The organism is Reyranella sp. (genome assembly GCF_036558665.1).
Taxonomy (GTDB): domain Bacteria; phylum Pseudomonadota; class Alphaproteobacteria; order Reyranellales; family Reyranellaceae; genus Reyranella.
Genome location: NZ_DATBFE010000063.1, coordinates 104,735 through 120,649 on the forward strand (window position 1 = coordinate 104,735; position 15,915 = coordinate 120,649).

14 protein-coding genes are annotated in these 15,915 nt (G+C 65.5%); 1 reads left to right on the top strand and 13 read right to left on the bottom strand.

Annotation, left to right across the window (positions count from 1 at the left end):
- Positions 1–5 precede the first annotated feature (5 nt).
- From VH499_RS09415 to tssB, 11 genes are all read right to left on the bottom strand, one after another.
- The gene (locus VH499_RS09415; RefSeq protein ID WP_332052456.1) at positions 6–296 is read right to left on the bottom strand and encodes a PAAR domain-containing protein; all 291 of its coding nucleotides are present in this window, start codon (positions 294–296) and stop codon (positions 6–8) included.
- The gene (locus VH499_RS09420) at positions 296–901 is read right to left on the bottom strand and encodes a DUF6931 family protein (RefSeq protein ID WP_332052457.1); all 606 of its coding nucleotides are present in this window, start codon (positions 899–901) and stop codon (positions 296–298) included. The genes VH499_RS09415 and VH499_RS09420 overlap by 1 nt, the downstream gene beginning before the upstream one ends.
- 10 nt (positions 902–911) lie before the next feature.
- On the bottom strand, positions 912–2,750 hold the full coding sequence (locus VH499_RS09425) for a type VI secretion system Vgr family protein (protein WP_332052458.1): 1,839 nt from the start codon (positions 2,748–2,750) through the stop codon (positions 912–914).
- A 167-nt stretch (positions 2,751–2,917) separates the two neighbouring features.
- Positions 2,918–4,426 carry a class I SAM-dependent methyltransferase gene (locus VH499_RS09430; RefSeq protein ID WP_332052459.1) on the bottom strand — a complete coding sequence of 503 codons (1,509 nt, stop codon included), beginning with the start codon at positions 4,424–4,426 and terminating at the stop codon, positions 2,918–2,920.
- Positions 4,423–5,457 carry a type VI secretion system baseplate subunit TssG gene (tssG, locus tag VH499_RS09435; protein ID WP_332052460.1) on the bottom strand — a complete coding sequence of 345 codons (1,035 nt, stop codon included), beginning with the start codon at positions 5,455–5,457 and terminating at the stop codon, positions 4,423–4,425. The genes VH499_RS09430 and tssG overlap by 4 nt, the downstream gene beginning before the upstream one ends.
- A gap of 35 nt (positions 5,458–5,492) precedes the next feature.
- Complete coding sequence (tssF, locus tag VH499_RS09440; RefSeq protein WP_332052461.1) at positions 5,493–7,334, bottom strand: type VI secretion system baseplate subunit TssF; 1,842 nt, start codon at positions 7,332–7,334, stop codon at positions 5,493–5,495.
- 3 nt (positions 7,335–7,337) lie between these two features.
- Positions 7,338–7,865, bottom strand: a complete 528-nt coding sequence (tssE, locus tag VH499_RS09445) for a type VI secretion system baseplate subunit TssE (protein ID WP_332052462.1) — start codon at positions 7,863–7,865, stop codon at positions 7,338–7,340.
- A complete protein-coding gene (locus VH499_RS09450) occupies positions 7,862–8,704 on the bottom strand; it encodes a type VI secretion system accessory protein TagJ (RefSeq protein WP_332052463.1) in 843 nt (280 codons plus the stop codon). The genes tssE and VH499_RS09450 overlap by 4 nt, the downstream gene beginning before the upstream one ends.
- 38 nt (positions 8,705–8,742) lie before the next feature.
- A complete protein-coding gene (gene tssC, locus VH499_RS09455) occupies positions 8,743–10,311 on the bottom strand; it encodes a type VI secretion system contractile sheath large subunit (protein ID WP_332052464.1) in 1,569 nt (522 codons plus the stop codon).
- Positions 10,312–10,358: 47 nt separating this feature from the next.
- On the bottom strand, positions 10,359–11,846 hold the full coding sequence (tssC, locus tag VH499_RS09460) for a type VI secretion system contractile sheath large subunit (protein ID WP_332052465.1): 1,488 nt from the start codon (positions 11,844–11,846) through the stop codon (positions 10,359–10,361).
- Positions 11,847–11,849: 3 nt separating this feature from the next.
- Entirely contained in the window at positions 11,850–12,359 is a 510-nt protein-coding gene (gene tssB, locus VH499_RS09465) for a type VI secretion system contractile sheath small subunit (RefSeq protein ID WP_332052466.1), read from the bottom strand.
- A gap of 254 nt (positions 12,360–12,613) precedes the next feature.
- Between tssB and tssA the strand changes: the two genes are divergently transcribed.
- The gene (tssA, locus tag VH499_RS09470) at positions 12,614–13,723 is read left to right on the top strand and encodes a type VI secretion system protein TssA (protein WP_332052467.1); all 1,110 of its coding nucleotides are present in this window, start codon (positions 12,614–12,616) and stop codon (positions 13,721–13,723) included.
- A gap of 35 nt (positions 13,724–13,758) precedes the next feature.
- On the opposite strand, the gene VH499_RS09475 is transcribed toward tssA, so the two are convergent.
- Both VH499_RS09475 and VH499_RS09480 read right to left on the bottom strand, forming a co-directional pair.
- Positions 13,759–14,235: a type VI secretion system tube protein Hcp gene (locus VH499_RS09475; RefSeq protein ID WP_332052468.1), complete on the bottom strand. Its 477-nt coding sequence runs from the start codon at positions 14,233–14,235 to the stop codon at positions 13,759–13,761.
- A 44-nt stretch (positions 14,236–14,279) separates the two neighbouring features.
- Positions 14,280–15,915: AAA family ATPase (locus VH499_RS09480; protein ID WP_332052469.1), on the bottom strand; the 1,636-nt coding region annotated here is incomplete at its 5' end.

Below are 15,915 nucleotides of genomic sequence, written 5' to 3' on the forward strand. Positions count from 1 at the left end.
GCCGGTCAACCGATCAGGACGGTGGGACAGCCGACCACGACGGTCCCGCCATGCGCGCACAAGCTTCCCATCTGGGCTGCCGGCATGCCGCCGATCAGGACCGTGAAAGACCCCATCGCGATCACATCGGGCGGTCCGGCACAGACCAGCATGTCTCCCACGCGGGCGGCCGGCAGGCCGCCGATCAGCACGGTCGGGCATCCGGGGCCGGCGATCGGGCCGCCGACATGCGGGACGAGGACAGTGACCATCGGGCAGACATGCATGTCGGTCAGGCGCGCGGCTGGCAGACCCATCAGTCGGTCTCCGCTTCGATGGGGCCGGCGCCACCGCCGGCGATGTCCCGGGCCGAAACCAGGAAACGATGCAGCCTCGCCTCGCGCCGCGAGGCCGCACCACGCGCCGCGGCCAGCGCCACTGCGCCAGCCACGGCCAGTCCCTTGAAATGCGGCTGGGGCGGCACCTTCGGCGCCTCCGGAGGCGCCATCGAGTCGCCGCTCCAGAATGCGGCGACGGCTGCCCACGATTCGGGGCTGGCGAATCCCGCTTTTTCGGCCTCCTTCATCGCCGCGCGGCGGTGCTCGTCGGTCGGCCGGCGGACCCATGCCTCGGCTGCCTCGCGGACCGTCGTCTCGAGCGCCGGTCTTGCTCCGGACGGGGCGGTATGGCGCGAACACGCGCACGCCCACCACACCGCTTCGCGCGCGGGCAGCGCATGTGCGACGAGCCGCGTCGCTTCGACCAGGAGGCCTGCCTGTTCGAGCCGTTCCAGCGCCTCGAGAGAATCGTCGCAGCCGCCGAGCGCCGCCGCGCCGCGCGCATCGAGCTGGAGGTACGGCAGCACGCGTGACAGTTCGGTGCTGAGCTTGTTGGCAGCTTTCGCGGAGGATTGAGAAGGCATCGCTCGCGGCCTAGTTGATCATGGTGATGCCGCCCTTGAGCGTCAGCATCGCCGCACCCTCGACCGTCACCATCGTGCCCTTGACCTCGGTCTGGATCTGTCCGTCGATCGTGATCATCATGCCTTTCACTTCGACACCAGTCTGGGAAAGCGTCACCGAACTCTGTCCGACCTTGAGGGTAATCGTCTGCATCGCTTCCAGGGTGATGGAACCGACATCCGCCTTGACCGAGATGTCGCCGAGCTTCACGTCGGTGGTCTGGTCGCCCTCCTTTACCGTCACCTTCTCGTTTCCCTTGACGGTGACCGTACGATCGTTGTCGACGCGCAGCTTCTGGTCGTTCTCGACTTCGGTCGTCATGTCCTTCTGGGCATGCAGAAAGACCATTTCCTTGCCCTTGTCGTCGTCGAAGGAGAGCTCGTTGAAGGCGTCGGTGCCGCCCTTGGTCACAGAGCGCGAGCGGAAGCCGAGCTTGGTCTTTTCGGCCACCGGGAAGATCGGCTTGTCGTTGCCGTTGTAGAACCCGCCGACCGCGATCGGGCGGTCCACGTCGGCATCCATGAAGGCGACGGCGACCTCGGTGCCGACGCGGGGGATGAACTGGCCGCCCCACTGGTTGCCGGCCCAGGGCTGGACCACGCGCACCCAGTCGCTGCTGTCGGCCGTGGCGTCTTCTCGCCAATCCCACCAGAAGCGGATCTTGATGCGTCCGAGGTCGTCCGTGTGAATATCCTCGCCCGCCGGACCCAGGACGACGGCCGTATGCAGTCCTTCCATACGCGGGCGCGCGGTGATCATCGGCTGTCGCCAGGGCACCGTGTTGGCGAAGGCCGTTAAACTGTTCGAATAGCTGCTGGGCCGCTCGCCACGCCGCGAGCCGCTGTCGTCCTCGGCGAAATGGGTGATCTCCCGGACGACGTGCAGAGTTTCCGCGCCGGACTTGTCCTTCAGCTTGAACTTCCCGCCGGCAACAAGGCTCGCCATGTCCCCGCCGGCAGCGATCAGCGAGACGGCAGCTTCGGCCGCTTCCATCCGCCACTTTGCCCGATCTTTCGCCTGCGCGGTCTCGCGGGTGAGCGCCGGCCAGTGGAACACCGAACGGTTGGCCACGCCGCCATGTTTGAGAACCGTATTCTGGTCGACCTTCAGATTCTTGCTGGGGACCTCGAAGTCGTAGTCGCGCAGGCTCACCTTGCCGACTGTTAACGCCTCGGACTTACGAAATTCGGTCACCTGGTCCGCGGTGGTACCGACTCCAAGATGAACAGTGGCGCCTGGAATGGTGGTGAAGCCGTTGTTGTCGTTGGTCACCACGAGCGTGTGGCCGTCGGAGGCATGCTCGAAGAAATAGAACCACCCTTCCTCCTCCATCAGCCGGGTTATGAAGTGCAGCGACGTCTCGTTGTACTGCGCGGTCGCCTTGCGCGGCGCGGGCTGGGAGTAAAGGCGGAACGCGGATTTGGTCACACCCGCGTCGTTCAGGATCGTCTTCAGAATGTCTTCGGCGCTCTTGTTGAAGAACAACCGACAGTCGCTGCGAATGCCGGCTTGGGCCAATTGCGGCACCAGGATCATCCGGTAAAGCGTGTCCACCACGCCGCTTTGTTCGATGGGCCCGAACTCGGCGACGATGCCGTGAAAATACCGCGTCGCCTTGTCGCCATGGTTGACGGAAACGCACGCCGGTTTGTTGAGCATGCCGCGAGCATCGATCGCGCCGGTGGCAACCGCCTCGACTTCGAAGCGGAACAGTTCGCTGATCGTCTCGTGCGCCGTCAGGCGCACCGGCGTCAACTCGTGCTCCGCGGTGCTGGTGAGCGACAGCAATGATTTCTTGTCACTGGCCATCAGGATGCGGCGCGGCGTCGGTAGGGTGCCCCAGAAGCCAAGTCACGGTCGGTTCTCCTGTGGATCGCCACGGTAACCCAGCCGGGATCGAAAGGAAACACGGTCCGGGCGCCGACACCGTTGCGACGGGCGAGTCTCGGGTTCATTTCCTCCTCGGAGCCGCCATTCTAGTCGGGGACGATTCGCAGTTGCCGCAGGATCGGCACGCGCTGCTCGATGGCGGCGCATACGACCGATCGCACGGTATCGTGCTTCTCCGGCACGACATCCGCGCTCAAGGCTTCGATCCAGCTCTCGACGTTGTCTTCGCGCTCCCCGCCGAGGAGGCGGGCTGCGATGAACTGCACGAGCGGCGGTGCCGTAAGGCCGGTCCCGAGCTGCGATGAGGCGAGGCCGCCGGTGGTCCTTGCTTCGGCAATCGAATGTACGCGCGAGCCGAGCACGCGGTTCAAGCGATCGGCGGTATCGGCCCGCGCACCGTCCTGCCGCATCGCGATCTGACACTGATGGGATCCCACCAGCACGCTCACCAGTTCGGCGGGGTTGCTCCGCCCGTCATGCAGCGCCAGCAGATCACCGATCTTCGCCGGTCCGCGCATTGCAGTGGCCATCATGGTCTTCAAAGGATCTCCCATCTCGGCCATGCCCGCGGGCACTCGTATCTTCGTCTGCAATTCGTCGGGACTGACTACCGGCACCACGGTGAGCTGCGCAATTGCTGCGTCGCGCTCGCTGTTGCTCAGGCGTCTCGCGCCACGGACAAAGACATCGTGGCGCAACTGCCGCGGCAGGCACATGTCCTTGATCAGTTCGCGCATGATCGGATCCTTGTAACGATCCATCACCGTGCGTTGCTCGGCGGTCAGCATCAACTCGGGAAAGTTCTCCAGCGGATTGGCTGACGCCACCCAATCGAGCTTGGCCTGTGCCATCGCGGCCGCGACATCGGCATGGAAAGCCGGCGCCCAGTCGGCAGCCATGTATTCGTGCGACAGGTATTCGTGCGACATCCCGGCGGTCGCGTCGACGAGGTCGCGAGCCAGCGAACTCTCGGTGAGATATCTGCCCTCCGCCTGCTTGATCTCGCGCGCCAGCGCCAGGCCGGCCTGGGCCTGCAGGTCGCTGCGGCCGGGGGACCGGATGCCGGCTTCGTAGATCAGTCGTTGCAGACCGATCCCGCCTTGCCAGGCCGGCAGGGCGTTGTAGCTGACATGCACCATTCCGCCGGGTCGTGTCTTGGCGGCCAGCAGGCGGATGATGCCGGCACGCACGTCGGCTCCGACCCACGACCAGAGACCGTGCATGCTGACGAAGTCCGCCGTCGGAATCGTCGCGGCCGCTGCACTCCCCGCCAGCTGCGCGAGGTCCGCTTCGATGAAGCGAATATTGTCGATGCGCGCCGCCCGCGCGAGGCCGGCGCCGATTGCGATGTGGGCGGGGTTGTAGTCGACCGCGACCACCTGCCATGCCGGGTTGGACGCGGCGATCAGGAGAGCGCCCATGCCGCAACCGCAGCCCAGCTCGAGATAACAGGCGCTATCGTCCGGCTCGGGCAGATCGATCGCGACATTGCCGCAGAGGCAGGCCAACGCCATCCGGGCCGGCGACTGCTGCACATAGAAGCCTTCGATATAGGCGATGTCGGCAACGTAGCCGTTGCTCCACGACCGGGTCATGCGCGTCCTTCGACCAGCTCTCCTTCGAAGAGCGCATCGTTCGCGTCCGCGCGTCGGGGAAGGGCGGCAGAAGTCGGCAGCCATGTATTCCAGCCCAGTAGCGGACCCGCACCGCCCGCATGCGCTTCGTCCGGCCGGGACATGACCAGGGGTGGGACGGCGTCGCGGGCTAGAACCGGATTGACCGCAAATCCGACTTCGAAGCCGACAAAGCTGCGCACCAGCGAGACCAGTTTGCGCAGGAGCGGCCGGTCAGGCAGCAGCCGCTCGAAATAGGCAAGATCGAGCGGTCCGATCCGCAGCACGATCCGCGCCTGTTGATCCCAGGCGCGCACGCCGACGGCGGCATCGAGAGCGAGCTGGCCGAAGGCGCCAGGAGAGACGCCCACGGGCAGGCGCGTACGTTGGTCGACCGGCAGCGCCAGCCAGGCTCCGGCAAATTGTTCGACCCTGACCGGGCGTCCCAGCCAGTCGGAGGCCAAAGCCTCCAGCCGGTCCGCCGAGCGCGGGTGAGCGGAAAAGAAGCCGGCGTAGTGGCGCAACGACGCCGCTCCTGCAGGCAGGCGGTCGGCAAGGCGGGGAGTGGCGTAGCCGGTCAATGCCAGCAGTACGTCGGCCATCGAATCGCCGCGCTCCCGGCCCGACGCCAGAGCGCCGACATCGGCGGCTCGATGGGGCCGGTACTTTGCGCCGGCGGCGGCGAACGCCGCGATCATGCGATGCGAAATCAGGTCGAGGAAGTCCGTGAGCGAGAACGAGCGTGTCCGTTGATCGGCCACCACCGCATCGGAATAGTGTCTCGGCAGGACGCCGGCGGGCCCGGTCAGGCTGATCACGCCGACCGCCACTCGGGGACTGGATGCCGTGGCGTCAGCCCGCACTTCGGTGACTTCCGCAGCGAGATAGGAAGACCCCGGGACGCTCGTGAATCGCGCGGCATCGGCAGGATCGGCGCGCCGGCGACTGAACGTCAGAAGCCTCACGGCCGCGTCGAAGCTGAATCGCTGCGGTTCGGCCGTCAGCCGCGCCAACGGCGCTCGCCTGTGTCGTGCGGAGGGAGGTCCGCTCATAGCAACACCTGGCTGCCGGCTCGCGCGGGCCAACTGGCGACCGCCTCGGAGCGGCCGCGCAAGACCACTCGGGTCCGCACGAACGAATTCACCGTCGCATGGAGGGCCAGGAAGCGATCGAGGACCGATGCCAGGACGTACAAGCCGCCCGTGGTCCATGCCTGGTCGTCGAACGTGAGAGTGACGTCAAGACCTCGGCAGAAGCCGCCGCTGCGTGCACCGGGGCCACGCAGGCCCGGAATACGAGCCGTACCGGGCCGCGACGTGACATGGAGGAGTGCCCGGATCGCGGCCCGCGATTCGGAGGAGTCGCGGCAGTCATAGAGGCGCAGCACCTCGCGCAGGGCATCGGCCGCGGCATCGCCGCCGACCACGCTGAGGTGACCGAGCGTCAAATGCGAGATGAGCCGCCAGAAGAGGTGATCGCGCTGCGGGAGACGCAGCGTCGGCGTCGGCGCGGTCAAGCATGCGAGCCCGGTGACGGCGGCGGCACCTTCGACCAGTCGGAGCGCAGGCCGTCCGCCGCCGAACGGCAGCGAGGCCGGCAGATCGCGGTTGCAGCACAGCGCGTCGATCGACAGCACACCGGCGCTCTCCTGTTCGGGATCGAAGCCGGCGTCGTGTGGCAGCAGATAGAGATCGGTGCCCCGTATGTCGCCCGTCGTCTCGCGCCGGGTCGTGCCGTAGAACCCGCCGGCCGAACCGTCGGCGGCATCGCCGGCATGGTTATGCGTGAGCCGATGGAAAGGCTGCCATGTCCGGAATTCGCCGCCCGGCAGGCCTTCGCGTACGCGCTCGACCGACCAGATCTCCAGACTGGCGGGGCGGCGCACGTCCGGCTCGATCCGGTACTCGATAGTCGTGTGATCGAGCGGGACCGGCTCACAACGCTGATCGAACAGATTGACCATCGGCGTGCAGCCCAGCGTCAGGCTGGTCGCCTGCACGGACCGTTCGAGATCCGGCATCGCGCGGTCGAGATAGACGAAGACGTCCATGCGGTTGCCCGCCGAGACGAGCGTCTTGGCATCGAGCCGGCAGACGTCGACGAACAGGAACTTCTCGCGGGCGCAGAAGTATTCGCTCAAGAGGCGAAAGCCGGAGAATGAACGTGCCGGCCAGGGAAAGAGCGCCTCATCCGGCGCGAAACCGACGGCCTGCAGGGCGTCAGGTGGCAGGATCACCGGGCGTGCGTCGGTATGATCGTCGGCAAGCGCAACCGAAATACTGTGAGCGAGCAGCAATTCCAGCAGCGCCGAACCCTGCTCGCCGCCGAGAAAGAAGCGCAGCCGGTCCACGCCGAGACCAGTGAAGGTCATCGCGGGATTGGCGCAACGCAGGCTGATGCGCAGGCAGGAAACAGCGCCTGCGGCGGCTGGATTGGCCGGCGCCGACAGGGGCATGCCCGACAGCCGGACCGCGTCGACCTCCACCGGCCAGAGCGTCAGCGGATAGGCCGTGCGAAACAGGCATGGCTCGCCACCGACCGGTTCGGTTTCGATCGCGAGGCCGGCCGGCAGGTGCGCCGGTCCCGGCATTCCCGGATCCGCCGCAAAGCGGGTAATCGCCACCGACGGCATGGGCGCGAGGTAGTGAGGATAGAGCACCGAGAGCAGCGCGTCGGTGAGTTCCGGGAACTCATCATCGAGCCGGTGCTGCACGCGCGCTCCGAGAAAGGCAACTCCCTCGAGCAGACGGCCGACGTGCGGATCGTCGACAGTATCCTTCGTCAGCCGGAGGCGGCCGGCAATCTTCGGGTGGCGCTCCGCGAACTCGCCGGCCAGTCCGCGCAACGCCTCGAGTTCCCGGTTGAAATGGGCGAGCAAGGACTCCGACACCGGTCACGTCTCCTTTTCGAGAATTGTCACATTCTTGGTCAGGAGATCCACGACCGTGTCGAATGCGATCGGCTCGGGCGCCGGTTCGGCCCGCAGCAGCGCGTCGATTCGCAGTCGCAACGTGCCGCTGACCCTGTCCGCTGCCTCGAGCAATGTGACCCGGAGGCCGGCAATGCGCGGCTCGAATCGGCCAATGCATGCCTCGATGAGCAGACGCAGCTCTTCGCGCCGGCGCGGATCGTTGAACGCACCGGAGGCGAAATCGGGGAGCCCATAGCCAACCAGGGAGCGCTCCAGCTCAGTCAGGTTCGGGTCCCATGAGCGCCATCGGCGGCGGGTGTTGAGCAATTCCTCGAGGTCGCGGCAGATGCTGGCTCTCAGCGTATCCATTGCGCCAGCCGCGGAGAGGGGACGATCCGATTGTTCGGATGGCTCGGCGTCGACGAGGCGGTCGAGCAATGGAAGCTGCGCCCGTCCGGCCCGCGTCGGGGCCGCACTCTTGGAAGCGGGCAGGCTTCGGCCGTCGCTCATGCCGCCAACCGGAAATTGATCTTGTCCATCTCCCGCCAGGTCAAGGCGTCGTCGCCGACCAGAAGAGTCACCGCACCCAGGCCGCGCGTCGGACCATTTTCGCCGGCTTGATGCCAATCGGTGGCGCGGCCCAGTTGCAGGGCGCTCGTCGGAGCCGTGGCCTCGCCTGCGACAGGCGGATAGATCATCGGCAGATAGACGTCACCTTCGGGGCCGTCGGCGACTTGCATCGTTGCCCGGCGCCAGAACAGGTCGCGTGGCCGCTTCATGGGATGAAATTCGAGGATCAAAACCCGCTCGGGGGGAATCCAGAAGTATTTTCCCGTCGTCGTGATGACCTCGAAGCAGGACGCCAGCAGGTCGTCGCCGTCGCGCATATCGTCGAATGCATTGTCGCGTACCCTGCCATGAGGGTGCACCCGGGCTTCCTCGGCCTGTGCGGCGAGCTTTGCAGCCTCCTCGGCATTGCCATCGCGCAACGCCACCACCGCCGCCAGTGACAGGCGATGGGCGGCCGTGGGCTCGCCGAGAAATTCAGGCAGCCGTCCTGCGCTGAACAATTGCCGCCGTGCCGTCTCTCCCCGCAGCAACTGACGAAACTCGGCCACCACCATGGCGGCCGTCGGGTCGAGCTCGGCGCAGGCATCGAGGACGACGTCGGCGCGTTCGATGTTGCCGGCAAAGAGCAGCAGCTCGGCGAGCAGGATCCGCGCGCCGACATCGGCCGGCGCCTGGCGTACCGATGCGGTGGCAGCCGTCAGTGCGTCAGGCAGATTACCTTCCCGGAACAGGCGGCCTGCTTCGCCGGGGTCTGCTGTCTTCGGGGGCGAATGCGACATCGATCCTCCTGACAGCGGCATGGCCGCTGCGCGCTTTGTCAGCCGGCAGGTGCGGCAAGTTCGGTGACGAGATGGAAGGCGGTCGCGATGTCGTCGAGCTGGTAGTGCGGCCGCAGATGCATGGTGCAACCAAACACCCCCGGCTTTCCCGGCCGTTCGAACACCCGCACCGCTCCCTCGACCAGAGGGAAACGCGCTCGTGAATCGCTCGTGCTGTTGACATTGGTATTGACGTAGTCCTGCAGCCATCGATTGAGCTGGCGCTCGATCTCGTCGGCGGTGCGGAAGGTTCCAACCATGTCCCGGCCCATCACCTTGAGAAGATGCGCGAAACGGGAAGCGCAGAGCATGGAGTTGATCTGCGCGGAAAGGCGGGCATTGGCTTCGGCCGCGGCGGCAGATACGCCGGAATAGCTCGCCGGGGCTTGCATGCTGCGCGAGGAGCCGAACACCAGGTCGGGTCCGAACGGCAGGACGCCGACCGGCATCAGGCCGACCTCGACAAGGGCGTGCTCCTGTCGATGGCCGAACTGATATTCGACAGCCTGGCGCGGCCACGCGCGAGGCGGGCCGCTGACGAAAGGCTCGGCATCGAGATCGGTGACGAGGCCGCCGCCGATCCGGTCGATCTCGACACCACGCACATCGGCCGGCCAGTTGTTGTCGGCAAAGGCGCGGACGGCGCATGCAGCGAAGGCGTAGGCGGCGCTCATCCACACGCGCGTGCCCGGGTCGGGGGCATATTCTCGATAGCGGAAGCGGTCCACGCGGCTGGGGTCGTCGGCCCACGGCGGGCGTGCCAGCAGGCGCGGCAGGGTGACGGCGACGAAGCGCATGTCGGCCCGCCCCGCGAGGCTGCGCCAGCGCACGTGATCGGGGCCGCGCAGCGCCGCGGTGACGTCCCGCACGCCCTCGAGATCGGCGAAACCGTCGACTTCCAGCACCCTCGGATCGAGCGACAGGACGACGGGCATGAAGGCAGCCGCGGCGACCGCGGAGAGTTGCACCAGCGCGCCGACGTCGTCCGTCGTCGCCCCGGGCGCCACGCGATGGCGGAGGGCGTGGTCGATCACCATCAGGCCATACGGCTCGCCTCCCGGCATCCCGAACTCGTCTTCATAGATGCGCCGGAAGGTCAGGCTCTGGTCGAACTCGAGCGCCCGCTCGAGATCCCGACAAAGCTCGGACCACGAGACCGGCAGCAATCGCACCTTGATCCGGCGCCCCGGCTCGATGCCGGAAACCAGCCAGGCAAGTCCGCGCCAGCGCCCTTCCAGGGCGAGAAATCGCGGCGCATGCAGGACAGCATCGAGTTGGTCGCTGAGAGCCGTGTCGATTTCGGCGATGTCGCGGTCGAGCGCCGCCCGCAGAGATCCCGTGGCCAGAAGATCCGGGAGAGCTTCGCCAAACCAGGTCCGCAAGCCGTCGGCCGTGCCGAGGCCGCCATGCAGGAACGTCGCCAATTCCGCAGCGACACCGGCGTGCCGGTCACCAAAGAACTGACCGGCCAGGACCGAGTCGCGCAGAGACCGGCTCTGCTGGGCGGCCGGCGCGCTTTGTTGCGCTGCCTTCGCGGCAGGCTCCGCTATCGTCGCTTCGTCACCCATGGTTTCGCCGCTTGCAATCCATGACGGCGGGGCAGCACCCCGCGCGGTCAGGACAGCTGGGGTATGCTCGCCACCATGCGCAGGCTCGTGGTCAGCTCTTCCATCTGCAGCCAGGGCCGGAGGTATGCAACGGCGTTGTAGGAACCAGGCTTGCCGGGAATTTCCTTCACCTCGACCTTCGCTTCGCGCAGCGGGAAGCGCGCCTTCATGTCCTGTCCGGCATCCTCGTTGGGATTGACGTAGTTCTGAATCCAGCGATTCAGCCACGTTTCGACATTGCGCGCTTCCATGAAGCTGCCGATCTTGTCGCGCGCCATCACCTTGAGATAGTGCGCGAACCGACTGCTCGCCATGATGTAGGGAAGTCGCGCCGAAATCGCCGCGTTCGCGGTAGCCTCGGGCCGGTCGTACTTCTTCGGTTTCTGGACGGTCTGGCCACCGAAGAACACGGCGTAGTCGGTATTCTTGTAGTGGCACAACGGCAGGAAGCCCTGATTGGACAGTTCGAACTCGCGCCTGTCGGTGATGCCGATCTCGGTCGGGCATTTCGTGTCGATGTCGCCGTCGTCCGAAGTGAAGGTGTGGGCCGGCAGATTCTCCACCTTGCCGCCTGCTTCGGCGCCGCGAATGGACGTGCAAAAACCGTAGCGCGCAAAGGCGTCGGTCAGCCGCGCTCCCATGACGTAGGCGGCGTTGGACCAGCAATATGAATCGTGATCCATCGCGCGCGCCTTGCCGTCGGCGCTCGTCGGCGCTTCCTCGTAGCCGAACTCGTCGATCGGCTTGGTTGCCTTGCCATAGGGGAGGCGGGCGATGACTCGCGGCATGACGAGATTGACGAATCGCGCGTCGTCACTGTCGCGGAAGCTGCGCCACTTCGCGAACTCGACGGTATCGAAGATCTTGGCGAGGTCGCGCGGCTTCGACAATTCCGTCCATGAATCGAAACCGAACAGGCCGGCGCCGGCTGCCGTAATGAACGGCGCGAAGGCGCCGGCGGCGATATTGGACATCAGGCGCAAAGTCTCGATGTCGTCCGGATGGTTCGTCCATTCGTAGTCGCCGATCAGCGCGCCATAGGGCTCTCCGCCCGGCGTGCCGAACTCGTTCTCGTAGATCTTCTTGAAGAGCTGACTCTGGTCGAACTCGATGGCTCGGCTCAGATCGCGGCCCAGTTCGCGCTTGCTGATGTTCAGGACGCGCAGCTTGAGCGAGGTGCCGGTCTCGGAATTCTGCACCAGATAATGCAAGCCCCGCCAGCTGCCTTCCAGCTTGAGAAACTTCGGATCGTGCATGATGGCGTTGAGCTGCGCCGACATCTTGGCGTCGATCGCCGTGATCGCCTTGTCGATCGTCCGCGTGAGATTCCGATCGAACGTGACCGTGCCGGTCAAGGCTTGCTCGACGAGGGTCTTGACGAGCTCCTGGGCACGGTCGGGTTGCGTCTGCTTCGTGTTGGTGATGATCTGGTCGAGCAGACCCGGCGCCGTCTCGGTCGTGGTAGCGGTGCCGGACTGGCGAGCGCTCTCAGCCATCTGTTAGCCCTCCGTCTTCTTGATACCAAGCTCGCCCGACAACGACTTGAGCTCGGCCTCCGAGCGCAGCACCTGCTCCAGCAGGTTTTCGAGTTCCTGGGAGCGGTCGGCCTTGCTCATGAGATCGCGCAGCTTCTCGCGTGTTTCCAGCAGCGCCGCGAGGGAGGGGACCTGGGCGACGACGCGCGCCGGATCGAAGTCGTCCATCGAGCTGAACTTGAGGTCGACGGCCATCTGGGTGCCGTCGTCGGCAAGCTTGTTGTCGACCTTCAGCTTCAGGCCGGGCGCCATGTTCGCCATGACGTCATTGAAGTTGTCGCGGTCGATTTGCGTGAACTTGCGGTCGGCCAGAGGTTTCAATGGTGTCGTCGGGTCGCCGGAAAAATCGCCCATCACGCCGACCACGAACGGCAGTTCGCGTTCGATCTGGGCGCCTTCGGTTTCGACATCGTAGGTGATGTGCACCCGGGGCTTGCGCACACGATTCAACTTATCGTGGATACTCGAGCTCATGGCACAGACCCTCCTTGTTGCAGGATACTCTCGACGGCTGGCCCAGTCCACGGGCCGCCATGCAACCTGCGGGCGCGAAGTCAAACGTTCGTCCGATCCGCGCTGGGTCTCCCCCGCGCGCCAACCACTCCATACCCCACGTTACCAATCCCTCAACCTGCCCAAAATCACAAAAGCGCGTTTCCGACGCGTTTGACACTGCAACGCGGGGGCATGGATTGTATCATAGCCGATCAGCCCGGGGGTGGCTCGCAATGATTCCGGAACTAGAGACGGCCGACCTTGAGGCAATTCTGGCGCCGCTGGCCGGCGACCAGCCGACGGGCGCCGACCTCCGGCAGGACTATACGCCAAACTCGATCTATTTCCGCCTTCGCGACGCCCGCGCCGGGGCGCGCGATGCCGAACGCCAGGCCGAAACCCGAGAGGGCGACGACGAAGGCCAGACCGCCCTTTGGCGACCGGTTGCCGCGCTGGCGATCGGTGCCCTGAAGTCGAACTCCAAGGATCTCGAGGTGGCGACGTGGCTGACCGAAGCGCTGGTTCGGACCGCCGGGCTTCGCGGCCTCGCGGCTGGCGCTTCGGTCATTGCCGGGCTCACCGACCGATATTGGGAGGGAGTGTTTCCGATGCCGGACGAGCACGGCATGGAGACGCGGCTTGCGGCGGTGGCCGGCCTCTCCGGCCAGGGGGCCGATGGCACATTGATGCAGCCGCTGCGGAAGACCATCCTGTTTCGGCGGCCGGATGGCTCGCCGTTCAGCGTCTGGCAGTACCAGGCGACCCTCGAACTTTCAGCCGTCTCCGATCCGGCTCGGCGTGCCCAGCGGGTGGAAGCGGGCGTCATGCCGTTCGACGACGTCGAGAAGGAAGCGCGCCTGGCAGGTGCCGCTCATTGGTCGGCGCAACGCGACATGCTCGCCGAGGCTATTGCGTCCTGGAAGGAGATGGAGCGTGTCCTTGACGAAAAGGCAGGTCAGGCGAGTCCGTCGGGCAATCGGGTGCGCGAGTTGCTTCAGCTCATGCTGGAGATCAGCAGCCGATTCGCACCGCAAGACGCGGCGACCGACCGCGGGGCGGCGAGCAACGACGGCGCTTCCGCCGGCAATGGAGCGGCGCCCATGAGCGCGCCCGGGTCCATTGGCGGGCGCGAGCAGGCACTGCAGCAGCTCGCGGATGTTGCGGCGTGGTTCAAGCGCAATGAGCCAAACTCGCCTATCGGCTTCACCCTCGACGAGGCGGCGCGGCGCGCGCGACTCGCCTGGCCTGAGCTCGTCGCCGAGCTGGTCTCCGACGAAACCGCCCGTCAGGCGCTGCTGACGAGCGCGGGCATGAAACGGCCAGAGGAGCAACAGCCGCAGTAGGCCGCGCTGGCGATTGCCGTTGCGGCTCTATGGTCTCAGCTCGTCTTCATCCCCAGAAGATCGTAGCTGACAACATCGCCCTTCTTGACCTGACCGGAGATATCCAGCGGCGTGGGCGTCATCATGATGTGGGTGAAATTCAACGACAGGCTTTCGGACGGGTTGTCACCGCCTGAACTCAAGGAATAGCCGCTGACGCCGCAATCCTTGAGCTCGTAGGTGAGGAACGTCTCGACCTTGTTCTTGGTGGTCGTCGTCATCTTGATCTCGACCTTCGTGTCGAAAGTTCCGGCCACCGAGTCCTGATAGAGTTTCGCGGACGAGGTATCGAATTGTTTGGTAATGACGATCTCGCTGATGCTCGGTGCCGAGCTCTCGCGGGTCGCGCCGCCGGCGCCGCTGCTGACGCCCCGGGAGACTCCGAACTGAAACGAGTGCAGCTCGATCCATTTCAGGAACCCTTCCGTCGTCACGTTGCCGTCGATCTTGCCGAATTTCATGTAGATTGCCACGGCCAGCCTCCAGGTTCAGAAGCGCCTACACACTAGCAACAACTTTACGGTCTGTTAATGGCGAAGAAGAACAACCCGTCCGGCTTGACGGCCGCGTGGACACTTCGGATCGATTGTCCCTCGGCCAAGCGGGCGAGGACCTCGGCGGAGAGGTCCGGAAGCAGGGTGCGGGTCAGGATATTTTCGACGTTTCGCGCCCCCGAGCTGCTCTCTGTGCAGCGCGCCGCGACCGCTTCGACCAGTTCCGGCGCCCAGTCGAACGTCGCGCGATAGCTCTCTAGCACGCGCGCGCGGATCCGCTCGAGCTGCATCACGACGATCTGGCGGATGATCGCGTCAGGCAGGGGAAAATACGGCACCAGCGTCACCCGTCCGAGGAAAGCCGGCTTGAAGAACTTCGCCAGTTCCGGCCGCAACGCTTCCGCCAGTCCTGCGGCATCCGGCGCCGTCTCCGGGTCGGCGAACAGTTTCGTGATCAGGTCCGTTCCGGCATTGCTGGTCATGATGATGACGGTGTTCTTGAAATCGATGTCACGGCCCTCGCCGTCCTTTATCGTCCCCTTGTCGAACACCGAGAAGAACACGTCCTGCACGCCCGGATGGGCCTTTTCCATCTCGTCCAGCAGAATCACGGAATATGGCTTGCGACGTACGGCTTCAGTGAGAATCCCGCCTTCGCCATAGCCCACGTAACCGGGCGGGCTGCCCATCAGCAGACTGACCTTATGCTCCTCCTTGAACTCGCTCATGTTGATGACGGTGAGGTTCTGCTCTCCGCCATAAAGCAGATCGGCAAGGGTCAATGCGGTTTCCGTTTTGCCCACCCCTGAAGTGCCGGCCATGAGGAAAACGGCGATTGGCTTGCGCGGATCGATCAGCTTCGCGCGCGCGGTGTGGATGGCCTGTGACACGACTTCCATCGCATAAGGCTGGCCGACCACGCGCCGCTCCATAGCCTGACGCAGGGCAAGCATGGTGCGGATCTCGTCGCTGCGCATGCGGCCTGCAGGGATGCCGGTCCAGCCTTGGACGATCTCCGCGATCGCCTGGCCATCCACCACCGGATGAACCAGCGGCTCTTCACCCTGAACGCTGTGCAAGGACTGGATGGCGTGCGCCAGTTCTTCCCGCATCGCGTGCCGGTCGCCCGCACCGGTTGGATCCTCGATGCGCCCACGGATGGCTGCGATTTCGCCGGCGAGCTGCTTTTCCCGCTCCCAGCGCGACTCCAGTACTGCCAGCTCGGTTTCCGCGGCATGACGCTCCTGCGTCAGCGCGTCCTGACGCGTGCTATGATCGCCGCCCGAAGCCGCTTCGCGCGCCAGGATGCGCAGCTCGGTGTCGATAACCGACAGGCGGCGGCGCCGGTCCTCCACCGCCGGCGGCACGGCCGCCTGGCTCATCGCGACCCGCGCACAAGCGGTGTCGATCAGCGACACGGCTTTGTCCGGCAGTTGACGGCTGGGGATGTAGCGAGCCGACAGACGCACAGCCTCAATGACCGCTTCATCCAGGATGCGAACACCGTGATGGGCTTCCAGCCGGTCCACCAGGCCGCGGATCATCGCGACAGCCACCGGCTCGGATGGCTCCTCGACCTTCACCACCTGAAAGCGCCTGGTCAGGGCTGCATCTTTCTCGACATAGCGCTTGTATTCTGCCCAGGTGGTGGCGGCGATG

What these genes read in the sequence shown, in the direction of transcription:
- tssB (WP_332052466.1), bottom strand. Translation starts at nt 12,359, where the DNA reads ATGAGCTCGAGTATCCACGATAAGTTGAATCGTGTGCGCAAGCCCCGG.
- tssE (WP_332052462.1), bottom strand. Translation starts at nt 7,865, where the DNA reads ATGAGCGACGGCCGAAGCCTGCCCGCTTCCAAGAGTGCGGCCCCGACG.
- VH499_RS09425 (WP_332052458.1), bottom strand. Translation starts at nt 2,750, where the DNA reads ATGGCCAGTGACAAGAAATCATTGCTGTCGCTCACCAGCACCGCGGAG.
- VH499_RS09415 (WP_332052456.1), bottom strand. Translation starts at nt 296, where the DNA reads ATGGGTCTGCCAGCCGCGCGCCTGACCGACATGCATGTCTGCCCGATG.
- VH499_RS09430 (WP_332052459.1), bottom strand. Translation starts at nt 4,426, where the DNA reads ATGACCCGGTCGTGGAGCAACGGCTACGTTGCCGACATCGCCTATATC.
- tssC (WP_332052465.1), bottom strand. Translation starts at nt 11,846, where the DNA reads ATGGCTGAGAGCGCTCGCCAGTCCGGCACCGCTACCACGACCGAGACG.
- VH499_RS09420 (WP_332052457.1), bottom strand. Translation starts at nt 901, where the DNA reads ATGCCTTCTCAATCCTCCGCGAAAGCTGCCAACAAGCTCAGCACCGAA.
- tssC (WP_332052464.1), bottom strand. Translation starts at nt 10,311, where the DNA reads ATGGGTGACGAAGCGACGATAGCGGAGCCTGCCGCGAAGGCAGCGCAA.
- tssA (WP_332052467.1), top strand. Translation starts at nt 12,614, where the DNA reads ATGATTCCGGAACTAGAGACGGCCGACCTTGAGGCAATTCTGGCGCCG.
- VH499_RS09450 (WP_332052463.1), bottom strand. Translation starts at nt 8,704, where the DNA reads ATGTCGCATTCGCCCCCGAAGACAGCAGACCCCGGCGAAGCAGGCCGC.